17 protein-coding genes are annotated in these 17,950 nt (G+C 67.7%); 11 read left to right on the top strand and 6 right to left on the bottom strand.

The window, feature by feature from the left end; all coding sequences use genetic code 11:
- Positions 1-54: 54 nt before the first annotated feature.
- Complete coding sequence (locus MJ606_RS00710) at positions 55-1,497, bottom strand: amino acid permease (RefSeq protein WP_243047455.1); 1,443 nt, start codon at positions 1,495-1,497, stop codon at positions 55-57.
- 157 nt (positions 1,498-1,654) lie between these two features.
- Here MJ606_RS00710 and MJ606_RS00715 point away from each other — a divergent pair, with 157 nt between their 5' ends.
- The 9 genes from MJ606_RS00715 (at position 1,655) to MJ606_RS00755 (ending at position 11,487) form a co-directional block, all read left to right on the top strand.
- Entirely contained in the window at positions 1,655-2,203 is a 549-nt protein-coding gene (locus MJ606_RS00715) for a TlpA disulfide reductase family protein (RefSeq protein WP_243047456.1), read from the top strand.
- Between the two features lie 82 nt (positions 2,204-2,285).
- Positions 2,286-5,843, top strand: a complete 3,558-nt coding sequence (gene dnaE / locus MJ606_RS00720; RefSeq protein ID WP_243047457.1) for a DNA polymerase III subunit alpha — start codon at positions 2,286-2,288, stop codon at positions 5,841-5,843.
- Positions 5,844-5,951: 108 nt separating this feature from the next.
- Entirely contained in the window at positions 5,952-6,908 is a 957-nt protein-coding gene (locus MJ606_RS00725) for an acetyl-CoA carboxylase carboxyltransferase subunit alpha (protein WP_243047458.1), read from the top strand.
- A 5-nt stretch (positions 6,909-6,913) separates the two neighbouring features.
- Positions 6,914-7,306 (top strand): VOC family protein, encoded by a 393-nt coding sequence (locus MJ606_RS00730; RefSeq protein ID WP_243047459.1) that lies wholly within the window; start codon positions 6,914-6,916, stop codon positions 7,304-7,306.
- 49 nt (positions 7,307-7,355) lie between these two features.
- The gene (locus MJ606_RS00735) at positions 7,356-8,111 is read left to right on the top strand and encodes an NYN domain-containing protein (protein WP_243047461.1); all 756 of its coding nucleotides are present in this window, start codon (positions 7,356-7,358) and stop codon (positions 8,109-8,111) included.
- Complete coding sequence (tilS, locus tag MJ606_RS00740) at positions 8,104-9,399, top strand: tRNA lysidine(34) synthetase TilS (protein WP_243047462.1); 1,296 nt, start codon at positions 8,104-8,106, stop codon at positions 9,397-9,399. Before MJ606_RS00735 ends, tilS begins: the two co-directional genes overlap by 8 nt.
- A gap of 98 nt (positions 9,400-9,497) precedes the next feature.
- Positions 9,498-9,755, top strand: coding sequence for an exodeoxyribonuclease VII small subunit (locus MJ606_RS00745; RefSeq protein ID WP_243047463.1), 258 nt, complete (start codon positions 9,498-9,500; stop codon positions 9,753-9,755).
- Complete coding sequence (gene ispA / locus MJ606_RS00750; RefSeq protein ID WP_279236584.1) at positions 9,739-10,638, top strand: (2E,6E)-farnesyl diphosphate synthase; 900 nt, start codon at positions 9,739-9,741, stop codon at positions 10,636-10,638. The genes MJ606_RS00745 and ispA overlap by 17 nt, the downstream gene beginning before the upstream one ends.
- A gap of 114 nt (positions 10,639-10,752) precedes the next feature.
- Entirely contained in the window at positions 10,753-11,487 is a 735-nt protein-coding gene (locus MJ606_RS00755) for a hypothetical protein (protein WP_243047464.1), read from the top strand.
- 85 nt (positions 11,488-11,572) lie between these two features.
- On the opposite strand, the gene MJ606_RS00760 is transcribed toward MJ606_RS00755, so the two are convergent.
- Together MJ606_RS00760 and pmbA are read right to left on the bottom strand one after the other, a co-directional pair.
- Entirely contained in the window at positions 11,573-12,013 is a 441-nt protein-coding gene (locus MJ606_RS00760; RefSeq protein ID WP_279236585.1) for a DUF4870 domain-containing protein, read from the bottom strand.
- A gap of 157 nt (positions 12,014-12,170) precedes the next feature.
- Positions 12,171-13,523 carry a metalloprotease PmbA gene (pmbA, locus tag MJ606_RS00765; protein WP_243047465.1) on the bottom strand — a complete coding sequence of 451 codons (1,353 nt, stop codon included), beginning with the start codon at positions 13,521-13,523 and terminating at the stop codon, positions 12,171-12,173.
- 109 nt (positions 13,524-13,632) lie between these two features.
- Between pmbA and MJ606_RS00770 the strand changes: the two genes are divergently transcribed.
- Together MJ606_RS00770 and yjgA are read left to right on the top strand one after the other, a co-directional pair.
- Positions 13,633-13,881, top strand: coding sequence for a DUF1653 domain-containing protein (locus MJ606_RS00770; RefSeq protein ID WP_243047466.1), 249 nt, complete (start codon positions 13,633-13,635; stop codon positions 13,879-13,881).
- Between the two features lie 38 nt (positions 13,882-13,919).
- Positions 13,920-14,489, top strand: coding sequence for a ribosome biogenesis factor YjgA (gene yjgA, locus MJ606_RS00775; protein ID WP_243047468.1), 570 nt, complete (start codon positions 13,920-13,922; stop codon positions 14,487-14,489).
- Positions 14,490-14,580: 91 nt separating this feature from the next.
- Here yjgA and MJ606_RS00780 read toward each other — a convergent pair whose 3' ends face one another.
- From MJ606_RS00780 to tldD, 3 genes are all read right to left on the bottom strand, one after another.
- A complete protein-coding gene (locus MJ606_RS00780; protein WP_243047469.1) occupies positions 14,581-14,784 on the bottom strand; it encodes a hypothetical protein in 204 nt (67 codons plus the stop codon).
- 7 nt (positions 14,785-14,791) lie between these two features.
- Positions 14,792-16,204, bottom strand: coding sequence for a putative sulfate exporter family transporter (locus MJ606_RS00785; RefSeq protein ID WP_243047470.1), 1,413 nt, complete (start codon positions 16,202-16,204; stop codon positions 14,792-14,794).
- Positions 16,205-16,454: 250 nt separating this feature from the next.
- Entirely contained in the window at positions 16,455-17,894 is a 1,440-nt protein-coding gene (gene tldD / locus MJ606_RS00790; protein WP_243047471.1) for a metalloprotease TldD, read from the bottom strand.
- Positions 17,895-17,950: the final 56 nt, after the last annotated feature.

Genomic DNA, 17,950 nt, shown 5'->3' on the forward strand with positions numbered 1-17,950 from the left:
CGACATGAGCGTTAGCGACGACGGGAACACCCATCCGTCGTCGCAGGAGGGCAGCTATCGGGCGCCTTCGCGCAAGCGGCTATGCCGATAGCCGTAACCGGCGTAGATCAGCATGCCCAGGGCGGTCCACCCCGCCAGCAAGGCCCAGTTCGCCGCGTTCATCTGCGCCAGCAGGAACAGGCACACGATCACGCCCAGCGTGCACACGAAGGGCGCCGCCGGCACGCGAAAGCCACGCGGCAGCTCGGGGCGCGTGCGACGCAATACCAGCACGCCGATGCAGACCGTGGCAAAAGCCAGCAGCGTGCCCATCGAAAGCAGATCGCCCAGCAGGCTCAGCGGAAACACCGCCGCCAGCACGCCGCCCACGATGCCCACCAGCAAGGTGGTGCGATGCGGCGTGCGAAACCGCTCGTGCACGGCGCCGAACAGGCACGGCAACAAGCCATCGCCCGCCATGCTGTAGAGAATGCGCGCCAGCCCCATGTGCATCACCAGGATCACCGAGGTAAGGCCCGCCACCGCACCGACCTGGGTCAGCAGCTTCAGCCACGCCAGCCCCGGATGGGCCGCCAGCGCGGTGGCCACCGGCTCGGCGGTGGCCAGCTGCGGATACGGCACCAGGCCGGTGAGTACCGCCGCCACGATGATGTAGAGCACCGTGCAGATCGCCAGCGAAATGAGAATGCCCGCCGGCACGTTCTGCTGCGGATTGCGCGTTTCCTGCGCCGCCGTCGCCACCGCATCGAAACCGATATAGGCGTAGAACACGCTGGTGGCCGCACGGAACACACCGCTCCAGCCGTAGTGGTCGCCGCCCTGGCTGGCCGGCACGTAGGGATGCCACAGCGAGGTATCGAGATACTGCAGGCCGAACACCACGAACAGGATCACCACCAGCACCTTGAGCGCCACCACCACGCTGGCAAACAGCGTGGACTGGCGCGTGCCCGAATAGAGCAACGCCGTGATCGCCGCCACCACCAGCAACGCCGGCAGATTGATCCAGGCGCCGGTGGCCACGAAATGGCCGTCGCGGAAACTCAGCGGCGCATTCGCCAACACGGCAGGCACATCGATGCCCAGGCTATGCAACAGCCCCACGCCGTAGCCCGACCAGCCCACCGCCACCGACGACACCGCCAGCAAGTACTCGGCCACCACGTTCCAGCCGATAAACCAGGCCAGCAGTTCGCCGAAAGTGGCATAGGCATACACATAGGCACTGCCCGATACCGGCAACATGGCCGCGAACTCGGCATAGCTGAGCGCCGCCAGCGCCGCCGCCAAACCTGCCAGCACGAAAGAAAGAGTCAGCGCCGGACCCGCGTGCTCGGCCGCCGCCTGGCCGGTGATGACGAAAATACCGGCGCCAATCACCGCTCCCACGCCCAGCACAATCAAATCCTTCAGGCCCAGCGTGCGGCGTAGCGCATCACCGGCGGAAAGCGACGATTCGATGGGCTTGAGGGAGAACAACGAACGGATCAGGGACATGGGCGGTATCCGGGCAGCGCGACGCGGCGGCCGTGCGAGTCAGGTAAAGCGCCCGACCATGCCAGTCATCGCCCATCCCCGCAACCGCCACAAGATGGCTGCCCGGGACTGACGGCAACATCCGCTTGCGCTAACCTGCCGTCCAGGGGGAACCACCATGAAACGCTCTATCCGGCATACGCTGGCCGTTCTTGCACTGGCCGCTGCATCCATCGGCCATGCCCGCCCCGGCGTGGGCGATGTGCCGCCGGATTACCTGGGGCGTGATCGCGATGGCCATGACGTTCGTGTCTCGGCGCTGCGCGGCAAGGTGGTGATTGTCTCTTTCTGGGCGTCGTGGTGCAGCTACTGCATGAAAGAATTGCCGACACTGGCTGCTCTCCAGAAAATGAAGGGGCCTGCCGATCTGCAGGTGATCGGTGTCAGCCACGACGACAACCTGGATACCTTCCGCAAGATCCGGAGTCGCTGGAAGAACCTGGACGTCATCCTCACCTACGATGCGGGCGACCATCGCATCGCCAATCCCTATGCGGTCGACGGGATCCCCCATATGGTGATGATCGGCCGCGACGGGCGCATCGCCCATGTGCACGTCGGTTATGGCGAGGACATGGTGGGCCAGATCCTCGATGAAGTCGACGAACTGCTCGACCAGCCCGCTCCGGCCCCCGCCGCACCTGCGCCCGCCACGCCAGCCAGCTGAAGGCGCGGCCTCGGCGGCAATGTCAATTCTTGCCCGCCCCACGCCGCACCGGTAGGCTGATGCTCCATTCTGCGCGTGCGCCATGTCCGTCCGCTTCGCCCACCTTCATCTGCACAGCGAATATTCGCTGGTCGATTCGACCATCCGCATCAAGGCGCTGGTCGAGGCCTGCGTGCGCCAGGGCGTGCCCGCGGTAGCGCTGACCGACGACAGCAACATGTTCGCCCTGGTGAAGTTCTACAAGGCGTGCAGCGCGGCCGGTATCAAGCCGATTGGCGGTTGCGACCTGTGGGTCAGCGCGCCGGACGATCCGCGCCCGTGGCGTCTCACCGTGTTCTGCCAGAACCACGAGGGTTATCTCAACCTGTCGCGCCTGGTGTCGCGCGCCTGGCGCGACGGCCAGCACAGCGGCCGCGCCCTGGTCGATGCCAGCTGGCTCACGCCCGAGGCGACGAGCGGGTTGATCGCCATGCTCGGCCGCGAAAGCGAGGCGGGCCGCATCGCGGTCAACCAGGGCATCGACGCGGCCGCCGCACGCCTGCGCCCGTACGCGCGGCAGATGGCCGACCGGCTCTACCTGGAGCTGACCCGTTGCGGCCGCGATGGCGAGGAAAACTGGAACATCGCCGCGCTGGCGCTGGCAGCCGAGCTCGACCTGCCGGTGATCGCCACCAACGACGTGCGCTTTCTCAAGCAGGACGACTTCGAGGCGCACGAAGCACGCGTATGCATCAACCAGGGCCGCGTGCTGGCCGACCCCAAGCGCCCGCGCGACTACAGCGACCAGCAGTACGTCAAGACGCCCGAGGAAATGGCGGCGCTGTTCGCCGACCTGCCCGAGGCGCTGGAAAACACCATCGAGCTGGCCAAGCGCTGCACGCTCGAACTGAGCTTCGGCACGTACTACCTGCCCGACTTCCCGGTGCCCGAAGGCCACGACCTGGCCAGCTATATCCGCGAGATCGCGCGCGAAGGCCTGAAGGAACGCCTTACCCACGCGCCGCTGGCGCCGGGCCGCACGCGGGAAGAATACGAAGCGCGCCTGGAGCGCGAGCTGGACGTCATCATCAAGATGGGCTTCCCCGGCTACTTCCTGATCGTGGCGGACTTCATCAACTGGGGTAAGCAGAACGGCATTCCGGTGGGCCCGGGCCGTGGTTCGGGCGCCGGCTCGCTGGTGGCCTGGGTGCTGAAGATCACCGACCTGGACCCGATCCAGTTCGAGCTGCTGTTCGAGCGCTTCCTCAACCCCGAACGCGTGTCGATGCCCGACTTCGACATCGACTTCTGCATGGATCGCCGCGACGAGGTGATCGACTACGTGGCGCGCAAGTACGGCCGCGAGCACGTCAGCCAGATCATCACCTACGGCTCCATGGCCGCCAAGGCGGTGCTGCGCGATTCGGGCCGCGTGCTGGGCATGGGCTACAACGCGGTCGACCGCATCGCCAAGCTGATTCCCGCGCGCCCGCTCGACCTCACCCTGTCGTGCGCGCTCGGCCGTTCGGAAAAGGCCAAGAAAGAACCCGATCGCATCGTCAAGGAGTTCTGCGAGCTGTACGAGCAGGACGAGGAAGCGCGCACGCTGATCGACCTTGCGCTCAAGCTCGAAAACCTCACCCGCAACGTCGGCAAGCACGCCGGCGGCGTGGTGATCGGCCCCAGGCCGCTCACCGAGTTCGCCCCGCTGTACTGCGAACCGGGCGGCGGCGGTGTGGTGACGCAGTACGACAAGGACGACGTGGAAGCCGTCGGCCTGGTGAAGTTCGACTTCCTTGGCCTGCGCACGCTCACCATCATCGACTGGGCGGTGAAGGCCATCAACGCCCGCCGCGCGGCGAGCGGCGAGGAGGCGCTGGATATTTCCGCGCTGCCGCTGGACGACGTGCCCACCTACGAGCTGCTGAAGAAAGCGCAGACGGTGGCGGTGTTCCAGCTCGAATCCTCCGGCATGCAGCGCATGCTCAAGGACGCCAGGCCCGACCGCTTCGAGGACATCATCGCGCTGGTGGCGCTGTACCGCCCCGGCCCGATGGACCTGATCCCCAGCTTCGTGGCGCGCAAGCACGGCCGCGAGGAAGTGGAATACCCCGACCCGCGCGTCGAGCCGATCCTGAAAGAGACCTACGGCATCATGGTCTACCAGGAGCAGGTGATGCAGATGGCGCAGATCGTGGGCGGCTATTCGCTCGGCGGCGCCGACCTGCTGCGCCGCGCGATGGGCAAGAAGAAAGTCGAGGAAATGGCGAAGGAGCGTGCCAAGTTCCGCGAGGGCGCCGCCAAGGACGGGCTCAGCGGCGACAAGGCCGATGCCATCTTCGACCTGATGGAAAAATTCGCCGGCTACGGCTTCAACAAGTCGCACGCCGCCGCCTACGCGCTGGTCTCCTACCAGACCGCCTGGCTGAAGGCGCACTACCCGGCCGAGTTCATGGCCGCGACGATCTCGTCGGACATGGACAACACCGACAAGGCGGTGACCTTCATCGACGAGTCCAAGGCGATCGGCCTCACGGTGCTGCCGCCGGACGTCAACGCCTCCGAGTTCATGTTCGTCGCCGTCGAACCCAAGGTGATCCGCTACGGCCTGGGCGCCATCAAGGGCGTCGGCCAGGGCGCCTGCGAAGCGATCGCCGACGAGCGCAAGCGTGGCGGCCCGTTCAAGGACCTGCCTGACTTCTGCCGCCGCGTCGACTCGAGCAAGCTCAACCGCCGCGTGCTGGAAGCGCTGATCCTGTCCGGCGCGCTCGACGCGCTGGCGCCCAACCGCGCCAGCCTGATGGCCCAGCTGCCCAATGCGATGAAGGTGGCCGAGCAGCACCTGCGTGACAAGCAGTCGGGCCAGAACGACATGTTCGGCGCCATGATGGGGAGCGTGGCCCCGGTCGTGCAGGTGGACCTGCCCATCGTGCCCGACTGGCCGCTGGAACAAACCCTGCAAGGCGAGCGCGACACGCTTGGCCATTACCTTTCCGGCCATCCCACCGACCCATGGAAGGACGAGCTGGCCCAGCTGTCGACCTGCCCGCTGGGCGAGATCGCCGAGCGCTACCAGCCCCCCAAGCCGCGCAAGAACGACGACGGCGACAACAACCGTTTCCGCCGTGGCCCGGATACGCCGTGGACGGTGGCCGGCATGGTCACCGCCATCCGCAAACGCGGCGACAGCGACGCCTTCGTGCGCCTGGAAGACGGCACCGGCATCATCGAGGTGAGCTTCTTCGGCGAGCTGTACCAGCAGGTCGCGCCGATGCTTACGCGCGACGCGCTGCTGGTGGTCGAGGGCGGCCTGCGCATCGACGACTTCTCCGGCGGCGGCTTCGCCCTGCGTGCCCGCAGCGCCTATACCCTCGGCGACGCCTGCCGCCGCTTCGCCCGCCTGCTGCGTCTAAAGCTCAATGGGGTCGGCCCCGGCTTTGTCGACGACCTGCGTCGCACCCTGGCCGGCTATCGCGGCGGCCGCGCCAGCGTGGTGCTGTACGGCTACCACAACCGCGTGGCCCAGGCCGACCTGGAGCTGGGCGAGGAGTGGCGGGTGGATGCCATCCCCGAGCTGCTGCGCGCCATCCGCGCCGTGCCCGGGGTAGAGGCGGCCAGGCTGCGCATCGTCAAGACCGACGACAGGCCGCGCGGCGACTAGCGCCAGCGGGGCGTCCGCGGCCGCCTTCACACTTCCCATACGCCGCCGTTCCCGCCTTTTTTCGCGGATCGGTATACTGGCCCGCTTCCGTGTCACGAATAGCACCGAATGAACCCTAACTTCCTCGATTTCGAACAACCTATTGCCGAGCTGGACGCGAAGATTGAAGAGCTTCGCCACGCCAGCCATGGGCAGGCGTTCAACATCGACGAAGAAGTCGGCCGCCTGCGCGAGAAGCTGAAGCTCAAGACCAACGAGATCTTCCGCAACCTCACGCCGTGGCAGGTGACCCAGCTGTCGCGGCATCCCGCGCGCCCCTACACGCTCGATTACATCAGCGTGATGTGCGACGAATTCCACGAGCTGGCCGGCGACCGCGCCTATGCGGACGACGCCGCCATCGTGGGTGGCCTGGGCCGCATCAACGGCCGCTCGGTGATGATCATCGGCCACCAGAAGGCACGCGACACCAAGGGCAAGGTGCGCCGCAACTTCGGCATGCCGCGCCCCGAGGGTTACCGCAAGGCGCTGCGCCTGATGAAGATGGCCGAGCGCTTCGGCCTGCCGCTGATCACCCTGATCGACACCCCGGGCGCCTACCCCGGCGTCGGCGCCGAGGAGCGCGGCCAGAGCGAAGCCATCGCCCGCAACCTGCTGGAAATGGCCGACCTCAAGACGCCCATCGTGTGTACCGTGATCGGCGAAGGCGGCTCGGGCGGCGCGCTGGCCATCGGTGTGGGCGATCGCACCGTCATGTTGCAGTACTCCACGTATTCGGTGATCTCGCCGGAAGGCTGCGCGTCCATCCTGTGGAAGAGCGCCGACAAGGCCAAGGATGCCGCCGAGGCGCTGGGCCTGACCGCACCGCGCCTGCTGGAGCTGGGCCTGATCGACAAGGTGGTGCGCGAACCGCTGGGCGGCGCCCATCGCAATCCGCATTCGATGGCGGTGCGCCTGAAGGCGGTGCTGCTGAACCAGCTCGACGAGCTGGAAGCGCTGCCCATCAACGACCTGCTCGAACTGCGCTACAAGCGCCTGCGCGGTTACGGTTCCTACCAGGAATAAGCACCATGGGCGTGCGCGGGATCGATCACGTGAACCTGCGCGCACCCGCCGACCTCGTTGAGCGGCTGCGTCGCTTTTATACCGACCTCATCGGCCTGCGCGAAGGTCCGCGCCCTACCCCGCGCTCGGGCTCGCGCGGCCATTGGCTGTATGCCGGCGAGCGGGCGCTGATCCACCTGGGGATCGCCGCGGACGGCGACGGCCAACCGCAGCGCACCGGCTGGCTAAGCCACGTTGCGCTGGCCTGTGACGACCTGGAGGCCATGCGTGCCCGACTCGATGCGGCCGGCGTGCCGTACCGCGTCGAGATCGTGGATGCGCCGGGCCAGGTGCAGTTGTTCCTGAGTGATCCGGCCGGTGTCGGCATCGAGCTGAATTTCCGCACCGACCAGCGCTGACCACACAGGCGGCGCTACCATCGGCGCATCCCCGCCAGGAACATGCGCCATGGCCAACGAACACGTTACCAAGCTCGCCGTGCTGATCGACGCCGACAACGCACAGCCGGCCATCGCCGAGGCGCTGCTGGCCGAAGTGGCCAAGTACGGCACCGCGCACGTCAAGCGTGCCTATGGCGACTGGACCAGCACGCACCTGAAAGGCTGGAAAGAGCAACTGCTCACCCAGTCGATCCAGCCGATCCAGCAATTCGGCTACACCAGCGGCAAGAACGCCACCGACTCGGCGATGATCATCGATGCGATGGACCTACTGTATTCGGGGCGCCTGGACGGCTTCTGCATCGTCTCCAGCGACAGCGATTTCACCCGGCTGGCCGCGCGCATCCGCGAGTCCGGCCTGATCGTGTACGGCTTCGGCGAGCGCAAGACGCCCGACCCGTTCGTGGCCGCCTGCGACAAGTTCGTCTACACCGACATCCTGGTCGCCAAGCCCGACGAAGAACAACCGCTCAAGCCGCGCACCGCCGCCCAGCTCAAGCAGGACACCAGCCTGGTCAACCTGCTGCGCAACGCGGTGGAGGCGGCTTCCGACGACGACGGCTGGGCCGCGCTGGGCGGCGTGGGCTCCATCATCACCAAGCAGCGTCCCAACTTCGACGCACGCAGCTACGGCTACAACAAGCTCAGTGAGTTGATCGCGGCAACCACCCTGTTCGAAATGGATCGCCGCAGCCCGGGCGACGGACGGCCCAAGGTCATCTACGTGCGCAACAAGACCCGGAAATCGCCACCCCGTGAGTAAGCTCGACGCGACCCTGCTACAAGCCTTGCGCGAGCAGCCGCCGGGCCCGCTGTGCGTGGCGTACAGCGGCGGACCGGATTCCACCGCGCTGTTGCATGCGCTTGCGCAACTGCCCGAAGCGCAGCAACGCGGCCTGCGCGCGCTGCATATCGACCACGGCCTGCATCCGGACAGCCGGCAATGGTCCGAACACTGCCGGCAGCTCGCCCAGGAGTGGGGCGTGCCCTGCCTGGTGCTGCGAGTGGACGTGGAGCATGCCCGTGGCTACGGGCTGGAGGCCGCCGCGCGGGAAGCACGCTACCGCGCCTTCGCCTTGTCCTTGCGCAAGGGCGAGCTGCTGCTGCTCGGCCATCATCGCGACGACCAGGCCGAAACCGTGCTGCTGAAGCTGCTGCGCGGCGCAGGGCCGGAGGGCCTGGGCGGCATGCGTGCGCTGCGCCCGCTGGGGCAGGGCCGGCTGTGGCGCCCGCTGCTCGAGCTGCCCCGCGAGGTGCTGCGTGGCTACGTCCAGGTTCAGGGGCTGCCGTGCATCGACGATCCATCCAATGCCGACAGCCGCCTGTCACGGAACTTCCTTCGCCACGAGATCCTGCCTCGCCTGAGCCAGCACTGGCCGCAGGCGCTGGAGTCGATCACCCACAGCGCCCGCCTCAGCCGCGCCGCCAGCGATGCGCTGGAACAGCAGTGGCGCGCCGAGCAGGCCCGTTTGCTCGACCCGAGCTCCGGCAGCCTGGACGCCGCAGGCTGGCTGGCGTTGTCGCCCGCGCTGCGCCATCCGCTGCTCGACGACTGGCTGCATGCTCGCGGCCTGCCCGCGCCGACCACGGCGCAACGCGCGCAGATCGAGCGCCAATGCGCAGCCCGCGACGGCCAGTTGCCGTGCATCCGCTGGGCCGGCGCCGAGCTGCATGTGTGGAAGGGGCGGCTGTGGGCGTTGCCTCCGCAACGGAGCATCGACCCGCACTGGCACGCCAGCTGGCATGGCGAACCCCTGGCCCTGCCCGATGGCGGCAGCTTGCGGCTGGACCCGCCCGCCCGGCTCGCCGAGCCCCTGCTGGTGCGCCTGCGCCAGGGCGGTGAACACCTCCGCCCCGCCGGCGACGCGCACACCCGCGAGCTGCGCGACCTGTTCCAGCAGAGCGGCATGCCGCCCTGGCGCCGCGCTGCCTGCCCGCTGCTGCATAGCGGCGATGAATTGATCGGCGTGGGCGATCGCTGGCTGACCGAGCACGGCAAGGCCCTGTTCCTGCAAGCCGGCGCTACCCCCTACTGGCAGCCCGCCTGCTGACCTTGGCGTGATGGGCGTTCGCGCCATCGCACATTCGGCGCGACGTTTGCCCGCCCGCGCATTGATTCCGCACGTCCCCTGCGTTAGCTTTGCGGGCCATGGCCAAGTCCGCATCCGCTCCCGCCAGTCCGGCTCCCGCCGCCGATTTCGAACACTCGCTGGACGAACTCGAGCAGCTGGTCGCGCGTATGGAAGGCGGCGAGCTGAGCCTGGACGAATCCCTCGCCTCCTTCGAGCGCGGCATCGGCCTGTACCGTCATTGCCAGCAGGCACTGGAAAGTGCCGAACTGCGCGTGCGACTGCTGCTCGATCCCGACGCTCCCGACACTGCCGAACCGTTTGAACCCGAACTCTAAACTCGGCAATGACCTCAAGTCGCTGATCGCGCGCGCCGACCAGTCGCTGATCCGCTCGCTGCCGCCCGAACAAAGCGCCCCCGTCGAACTGCATCGCGCCATGCACTATGCCGTGCTCGGCGGCGGCAAACGACTGCGCCCGCTGCTGGTGTACGCCACCGGCCACGCCTTTGGCGAGAGCGGCGCGCGCTTGGATGCGCCGGCCTGCGCGGTGGAGCTGATCCACGCCTATTCGCTGGTGCACGACGACCTGCCGGCGATGGACGACGATGACATGCGTCGCGGCCGGCCCACCTGCCACATCGTGTTCGGCGAAGCGATGGCCATTCTCGCGGGCGATGCCCTGCAGGCGCTGGCCTTCGAGCTGCTGGCCCACGATATCGAGACGGGCGTGTCCCCCACCCGCTGCGTGGAAATGTTGCGGGTGCTCGGCCGCGCCTGCGGCGCCGAGGGCATGGCCGGTGGACAGGCGCTGGATCTGGCCGCGGTCGGCCGCAAGCTGTCGCTGGCCGAGCTGGAGCACATGCATGCCTGCAAGACCGGTGCGCTGATTCGCGCCTCGGTGCGCCTGGGCGCCCTGGCCGCCGGCGCCGATGACGATGCCCTGGCCGCCCTCGACCGCTACGCGCACGCCGTGGGCCTGGCCTTCCAGGTCCGCGACGACATCCTCGATGTGGAAGGGGAATCGACCGTGCTCGGCAAGACCGTCGGCAAGGACGCGGCCGCCGACAAGCCGACGTTCCCCTCGATCATCGGCATGGACGCCTCGCGCGAACACCTTGCCCGGCTCACCGCCGATGCGCTCGACGCCATCGCCCCGCTGGGCGAGCGTGGTGCGCTGCTGGAAGAACTCGCCCGCTACGCCGCGGCGCGGCTGCGCTGACCGGCCCCGGTTGCCGCAGCGCTCCATGCGCAGCCAACGGCACCTCCTTGCGTCAACAGCCGTAAGACTCGGGCGTTTGTATAGCCAATGCGTCAGCCATTCGTCAGCCAAGCCATGTCCCCTCTTCGCTACCTGGCGCGCCGTAGCGGCGCTGCACTGCTGACCGCCGTGGCCGGCACCTTGCTGGCCGCCGCCGCGGTACACGCCGCCCCGCCCCAGAACGTGGACTTCAGCGGCGCCTGGCGCCTGGATGACCGCAACAGCGATACCCCCGACACCCTCACGGCATCCATGCGCGTAGAAGCGCGCAAGGAGCAGGAAGCCACCACGCAGCAGGCACCGGCCTCGTCATCGACCAGCTCGACGCCGGCCAACGGCCGTGCCGGTGGCGGCCATCACGGCGGCGGCGGCATGGGCGGTGGCGGTGGAGGCATGGGCCGCGGCGGCGGCAAGCACGGCGGCGACCATGGCGACAGCAAGCCGGCCAGTACCGACAAAGACCCACTGGCCACGGCCACCTATCCGATGCCGCCCCTGCTGAACGTCGATTCGGTACTGCTGGTACAGCAGGATGCCAAGACCTTCCAGATTCACCTGAACAATGGCGACCAGCTCACCGGCAAGCTGGACGGCCAGCCCCACCAGACGCTCAACGGCAATGCCATGGTGCGAGGCCACGTCGAAGGCGGCCAGCTGGTCGTCTCCATCGCCTATGCCGACGGTACCCAGCTCGTGCAGAACTGGGCCATGTCCCCCGATGGCCAGCAGCTGGTGGTCACCGGCAGCTGGAAGGTGCCCACGCTGCAGGAACCGGTGTCGTTCAAGCGCACCTACGTCGGCCTGCACTAGCGCCGGTGTGGGAGCGACTTCAGTCACGACCAACGGGGTCGGCAGCTGTCGCGGCTGAAGCGGCTCCCACGAACGGCAGCGGCGCCTACTTGATCAGGCGCAGCGTGTACGGATAGCGATAACGCACGCCTTCGTTGGCGCGGATCGCGGCGATGATGGTGAACACCAGCCACGCTATGCCCACCACCACGCCAATGGGTATGGCAATCACCACCCCCAATCCCAGGGTGATCAGCGTGAGCACGAACAGCGCAAAGAACACGATCGCGACGGTGATGTTGAAGTTCAGCGCTTCCTTGCCCTGATCGTCCACGAAGGGCATCGCGTCTTTCTTCACCAGCCAGATGATCAAGGGCCCCAGGAAACATCCCCAGCCAAACCAATGGCCGGTGAGGATGAGGCCAAGCAAGGCGGAAAGGTGGGTAAACATGGCCCATTGCCGCTCCTGGGTGGAGGGCGTGCCGGATGGCGTGGCGGTGGCATCGTTCGACGGCGGCGGTACGACGGACTCGGGCGGAACGCTCATGCGCATCTCCTGGTCGTTAGCCTGGTTTTTCCTGGTCGGCAAATTGCCGACGCCCCCGATCCTAGCAAGTGCCGGCCGCTTTTTCCGATGCCAGAAGTCTACGCCGCGTCGCGCCAATCTCGCCCCTCCCCTGCAGATCGGGGAGGGCGTCGATGTCCTACTCGCCGGCGATGGTCATCTGTTCCAGCAGGATGGAACCGGTGAGGATGGACGAGCGCGGGTCGACATCCGCCCCCACCGCCACGATGCCCGCGTACATGTCGCGCAGGTTGGCCGCGATGGTGATTTCCTCCACCGGGTAGGCGATCTGCCCGCTCTCTACCCAGAAACCGGCTGCGCCACGGGAGTAGTCACCCGTCACGGTGGATACGCCCTGCCCCATTACCTCGGTCACCAGCAGGCCGGTGCCCAGGCGCCGGAGCATGCCCGCGAAATCGTCCTGGCCCGGCTCGACGATCAGGTTGTGGATGCCGCCCGCGTTGCCGGTGGACTCCAGCCCCAGCTTGCGCGCCGAATAGCTGCCCAGCACGTAGCGTGCGAGCACGCCGTTCTCGATCAGTGAGCTGTCGCGGGTGGCTACGCCCTCGGCATCGAAGGCGCCCGAGCCCTGGCCGCGCAGCAGGAACGGGCGCTCCACGATGTTGAGCCACGACGGCATCACCTGCTTGCCCACGTGGTCCAGCAGGAAACTGGCGCGGCGATACAGCGCGCCGCCGCTGACCGCACCCACCAGGTGGCCGATCAGGCCACGGGCGACTTCCGGGGCGAACAGCACCGGGCACTGGCGCGTGGAAAGCCGCTGCGCGCCCAGCCGCGCCAGCGTACGCTGCGCAGCCTTGTCGCCCAGCGCCTGGGCGCTCATGAAGTCACTGGCCGCGCGCACGCTGTCGTACCAGTAGTCGCGCTGCATGCCCTCTTCGTCGCCCGCGATCAGCGACAGCGACAGCGAGTGCCGGGTGCCGCGCTCGCGACCGAGAAAACCATGCGAGTTGGCGTAGACCGCCAGGCTTTCGCCCATCTGCACGCCGGCGCCGTCGGAATTGGTGATGCCCGCGTGCGACCGGCCCGCATCCTCGATGTCCTTGCCCAGCGCGATGGCCTGCGCGGTGTCGATGTGCCAGGGATGCCACAGGTCCAGCTCGGGGAACTGGGTGGCCATCCGCGAGGCGTCGGCCAGGCCGGCGGCGGGGTCTTCCTCGGTGAAGCGGGCGATGGCGCAGGCCTGGTCCAGGGTAGCCTGGATCGAGTCCGGGTTGAGGTCGGCCGTGCTGGCCGAACCCTTGCGCTGGCCGAAATACACGGTGAGCCCGAACCCGCGGTCGCGCGTGTGCTCCACCGTTTCCACCTCGCCCAGGCGCACGTTCACGCTCAGGCCGGTGTCGATGCTGGCGGCCACCTCGGCCTGGCTGGCGCCGGCGGCGCGGGCGCGGCGGATCACGTCCTCGGCCAGTTGGGCCAGTCGGTCGAGATCGGCAAGGCTGCGGTCCTGGGTGGGGCTCAATTCGGTCACGCGTGGGTTTCCTGCAGGCGGGCGGGTAGAATACGCGGTCCGACCCGCGCAACTTCCCAACATGGGGGTAGCGCGGCCGAAATGCAAAGAGCGTCCCACGGAGAACGCCATGTCACCGGCAGCCGGCATCTACCGTCACTACAAAGGCCAGCGTTACCGCGTGCTGGGCACCGCCCGTCACAGCGAGACGATGGAGGAAGTGGTGGTCTACCAGGCGCTCTATGGCGACTACGGCCTGTGGGTGCGCCCGGCGGCGATGTTCTGCGAAACGGTGGAACTGGACGGCGAACCGATTCCGCGCTTCGCGCTGGAACAGGCCGAGCCGGCGCCTGCCGACCGACACGACGCCACGCATTGAAGGCCCGGCCCACCCGGGCCGACTTCCTGGAAATCCCTGTGAACCGCACCTACACCGACAATCCCGAGCACGACTACGGCCCGACCCGCACGCAGCAGCGTCGCGATGCGCTGGCCGTGCTGGCGCTGGCCAACCAACTGGTCGAACTGCCGCCGAGCAAGCTGGCCAAGCTGGACCTGCCCGAGGACGTGCAGCGCGAGATCGCGCAGACCCGCCGCATCACCGCGCACATCGCGCGCAAGCGGCAACTGGCGTTCCTGGCGAAGGTGATGCGTCGTCACGACACGGCCGTGTTCGACGGCGTGCGCGCCGCACTCGGCGAAAACCGCGAACGCCAGCGCCAGGAAACCGCGGCCATGCACCGCCTGGAAGCCACGCGCGACCGCCTGCTGGCCGATACCGATGTCGCCATGGGTGAGCTGATCGAGCAGTTCCCGACCATCGACCGCCAGCACCTGCGCTCGCTGGTACGCCAGGCCAAGGCCGAGAAGGAATCGAACAAGCCGCCGCGGGCCTACCGGGAGATTTTCCAGCTGCTCAAGGAGCTGGCGCCGGGCGAGGACGCCGAACAGGGCGGCGTGGATGGCTTGGAAGAAGAAACGCCCTGAGCGCCCTCTGGGGCCTCGTTTCCCACCATCGTTTCGCCCATTCAACAGAGCCGTCATCCCCGCTTTCGCGGGGATGACGGTGAGGGGCAGGTCAGCCTTTCGGCGTAAAACTGGCGCAACCGTCCTGTGGCGACACCCAGCAGTCACGCACGCCGCACAGCCGGCTTGCCGCGATGCTCGCGCCATAGGCGGAGCCGAACGACGCCAGCCCCGCCACGCGCTGCTCTGTCGCGCGCCGATCATCCAGCCGGTGACGGCAATGCCCGCAACACGCGGTCACGTCACGCGCGGGCATGCCCCGCTCATCCCCCCAGCCCATTCCAGTAGTCCGCAAACACGTGCACCGACAGCACGTAGCCAATGATGATGTTCACCACCACGCCCGCCGTGAATGCCAGCAGGGGACGCCACCCGGTGGCACTGAGCGAGCGCAACCGCGTGGTCAGGCCGATGCTGAGAAAGCAGAACGTGAAAGCCCAGGTGCGCAACGTGCTGATCGGCGCCACCAGGTCCGGCGTGACGATCTTTCGATAGTCGGCCAGCGAATAATGGCTGGCGATCCAGGTGACCAGCGCCGAGGCCAGCACAAAGCCGATCACGAACTTGGGAAAGCGCGCCCATATCTCGCCCACCTCGGCCTTGGCCTGCACGCCATCGGCACCGGTGTCCCAGCGCGTGGTCGCCACCCAGGCCAGCGTGAAGGCCCAGATGCCGATCCAGATATCGCGCCCCACCACCTTCATCAGCGTAAAGGCCTGCACGGCGGCATCCGGCGCGCCCGCAATCGCCCCGCCCGCGTTGCGCGCGGCGTCGCCATAAGCCTGCGCCGCGGCGATACCAGCGGCATCGGCAAACTCCGACGTACCGATCCATGCACCGGCGACCGCCGTCGACAAACCCAGCGCACGCGCGGCAAACGGCAGCACGAAGATCATCACGATCGCCCACACCACCACCAGCGTGATCGCCATCGAGGTCTGCTCGCGTCGTGCACGCACCGCGCCACCCGCGGCAATCGCCGCCGATACGCCGCACACCGCGCCGCCCACGCCGAGCACCGCCGCAAAGCGCTGGTCCAGCCCCAGCGCCTTGCCAGTGAGAAAGATCACGAAAAACGTAGCGAGCGAGACGATGGTCGCCTGCCCCACCGCCACCGGACCCGCCCATACCAGCAGGGTGAGCGGCAACGTCGCGCCCAGCAGCACGATGCCCACCTTGATGTAGAACTCCACGCGCAACCCCGCCTGGAACCATTCCGGCAACGCCACCGCGTTGGATACCAGCAGGCCCAGCACCAGCGCGATCAGCGGCGCCTCTAGGTTGTAGTGCGAGGCTTGCGTCCATGCCGACGCCGTGAAGATCAGCAGCGACGCCACGAACAGGATCAGGAAACTCGGCAGGAAGCGCGACAGCGACTGCCCCAGCACCGCCAGCACCGTGCCAAACAACAGGGCGAAAGTCGCGAACAACGCCAGGTAGTTGGGCCAGTGCGTCGCCAGCCCTTGCCCCGCCTCGGCCAGCGTCTTCCACTTGCCCGGCGCCACCGCCAGCCATTTCAGGCTGCTGCCATGGGCGAACAACGCCCAGGCCACCACGATCACCAGCAGGCCGATCCACACCGACCACCAGTCTTCGTTGGAGAAGATGCCGGCGCGCGACACCCTCGCCTCGACCGGCTGCGGCCCCGCTGGCAGCACGCGTGTGACTTCACTCATGGCAACGCCCCTCGTCTGAACGGTGTAGTACCAGACGGCTGGACGTCTGGACGGCTCCGCGCTGGGCGCAAGCCGCATTGCACACTGTCCGCGTGCCTCGGGCGAAAGCGAAATAAGCTTTCGTTCTAACGATATGCAGGAATGGGCGTCGCCATTCCTGCGCGGTGTTCTGGCCAAAACGGCGGCGACAATGCAAGCCACCGCTCCCCATGCCCCACCTTCCCATCGGCGGAAGCAGGGGCACGAAGCGTCAGGACGCGGTACCACCCACCGTCATCGCATCCACCTTGAGCGTGGGCTGGCCGACGCCGACCGGCACGCTCTGGCCATCCTTGCCGCAGACACCCACGCCCTCGTCCAGGGCCAGGTCGTTGCCGATCATGGAGACGCGGGTCAGCACGTCCGGGCCGCTGCCGATCAGGGTGGCACCCTTCACCGGGCGGGTCACCTTGCCGTCCTCGATCAGGTAGGCCTCGCTGGCGGAGAACACGAACTTGCCGCTGGTGATGTCGACCTGGCCGCCGCCGAAGTTCACCGCGTACAGGCCCTTCTTCACCGAACGGATGATTTCCTGCGGGTCGTGCTGGCCGGCCAGCATGTAGGTGTTGGTCATGCGCGGCATCGGCAGCTGGGCGAACGATTCGCGGCGGCCGTTGCCAGTGGGCGCCATGCCCATCAGGCGGGCATTGAGCTTGTCCTGCATGTAGCCCTTGAGGATGCCGTCCTCGATCAGCGTGGTGCACTCGGTCGGCGTGCCTTCGTCGTCCACGCTGAGCGAGCCGCGGCGACCCTGCAGGGTGCCGTCGTCCACCACGGTAACGCCGGGCGCCGCCACGCGCTGGCCGATGCGGCCGGCGAAGGCCGAACTGCCCTTGCGGTTGAAGTCGCCTTCCAGGCCATGGCCGATGGCCTCGTGCAGCAGCACGCCGGGCCAGCCGGGGCCGAGCACCACCGGCATGCTGCCGGCCGGCGCGTCCACCGCATCGAGGTTGACCAGCGCCGAACGCACCGCCTCTTCGGCGAAAGCCATCGCGCGGCCGTTGTCGATCAGTTCGCGATAGCCATAGCGGCCGCCACCGCCAGCGCTGCCCTGCTCGCGGCGACCGTTCTGCTCGGCGATCACCTGCACGTTCAGGCGCACCAGCGGGCGCACGTCGGCGGCCAGGGTGCCGTCGGAGGCGGCCACCAGCACGGTGTCCATGGTGGCGGCCAGGCTCACGATCACCTGCTTCACGCGCGGGTCGCGCGAGCGCGCGTAGGCGTCCACTTCACGCAACAAGGCGATCTTGTCCGGGTTGGGCAGGCTTTCCACCGGGTCGATGGCCGGATACAGCTGGCGCGCGCCATTCAGCGCCAGCGGCTTGCCGGCGCCATTACCGCCCTGGGCGATCGCCCGCGCGGCCTTGGAGGCATCCAGCAGCTGCGGCAGCACGATCTCATCGGAGTATGCGAAACCGGTCTTCTCGCCACTGATCGCGCGCACGCCCACGCCCTGTTCGATGGAGTGGCTGCCGTCCTTGACGATGCCCTCCTCCAGCACCCAGGACTCGCTGCGCGAGTGCTGGAAATACAGGTCGGCGGCGTCGATGGACGGCCCCATCAACTGGTTGAACACGCGGTCGAGGTCGGTGGCGGCCAGGCCGCCCGGCGCCAGCAAGCGGCGTTCGGCCTGTGCGATCAGGGAATCCATGAAATCATTGCCATTGTGGGGAAACCAGACTGTAACAGGTGGGGCCAAACGGCCCG

The organism is Dyella sp. RRB7, assembly GCF_022761115.1.
Lineage (GTDB): Bacteria > Pseudomonadota > Gammaproteobacteria > Xanthomonadales > Rhodanobacteraceae > Dyella.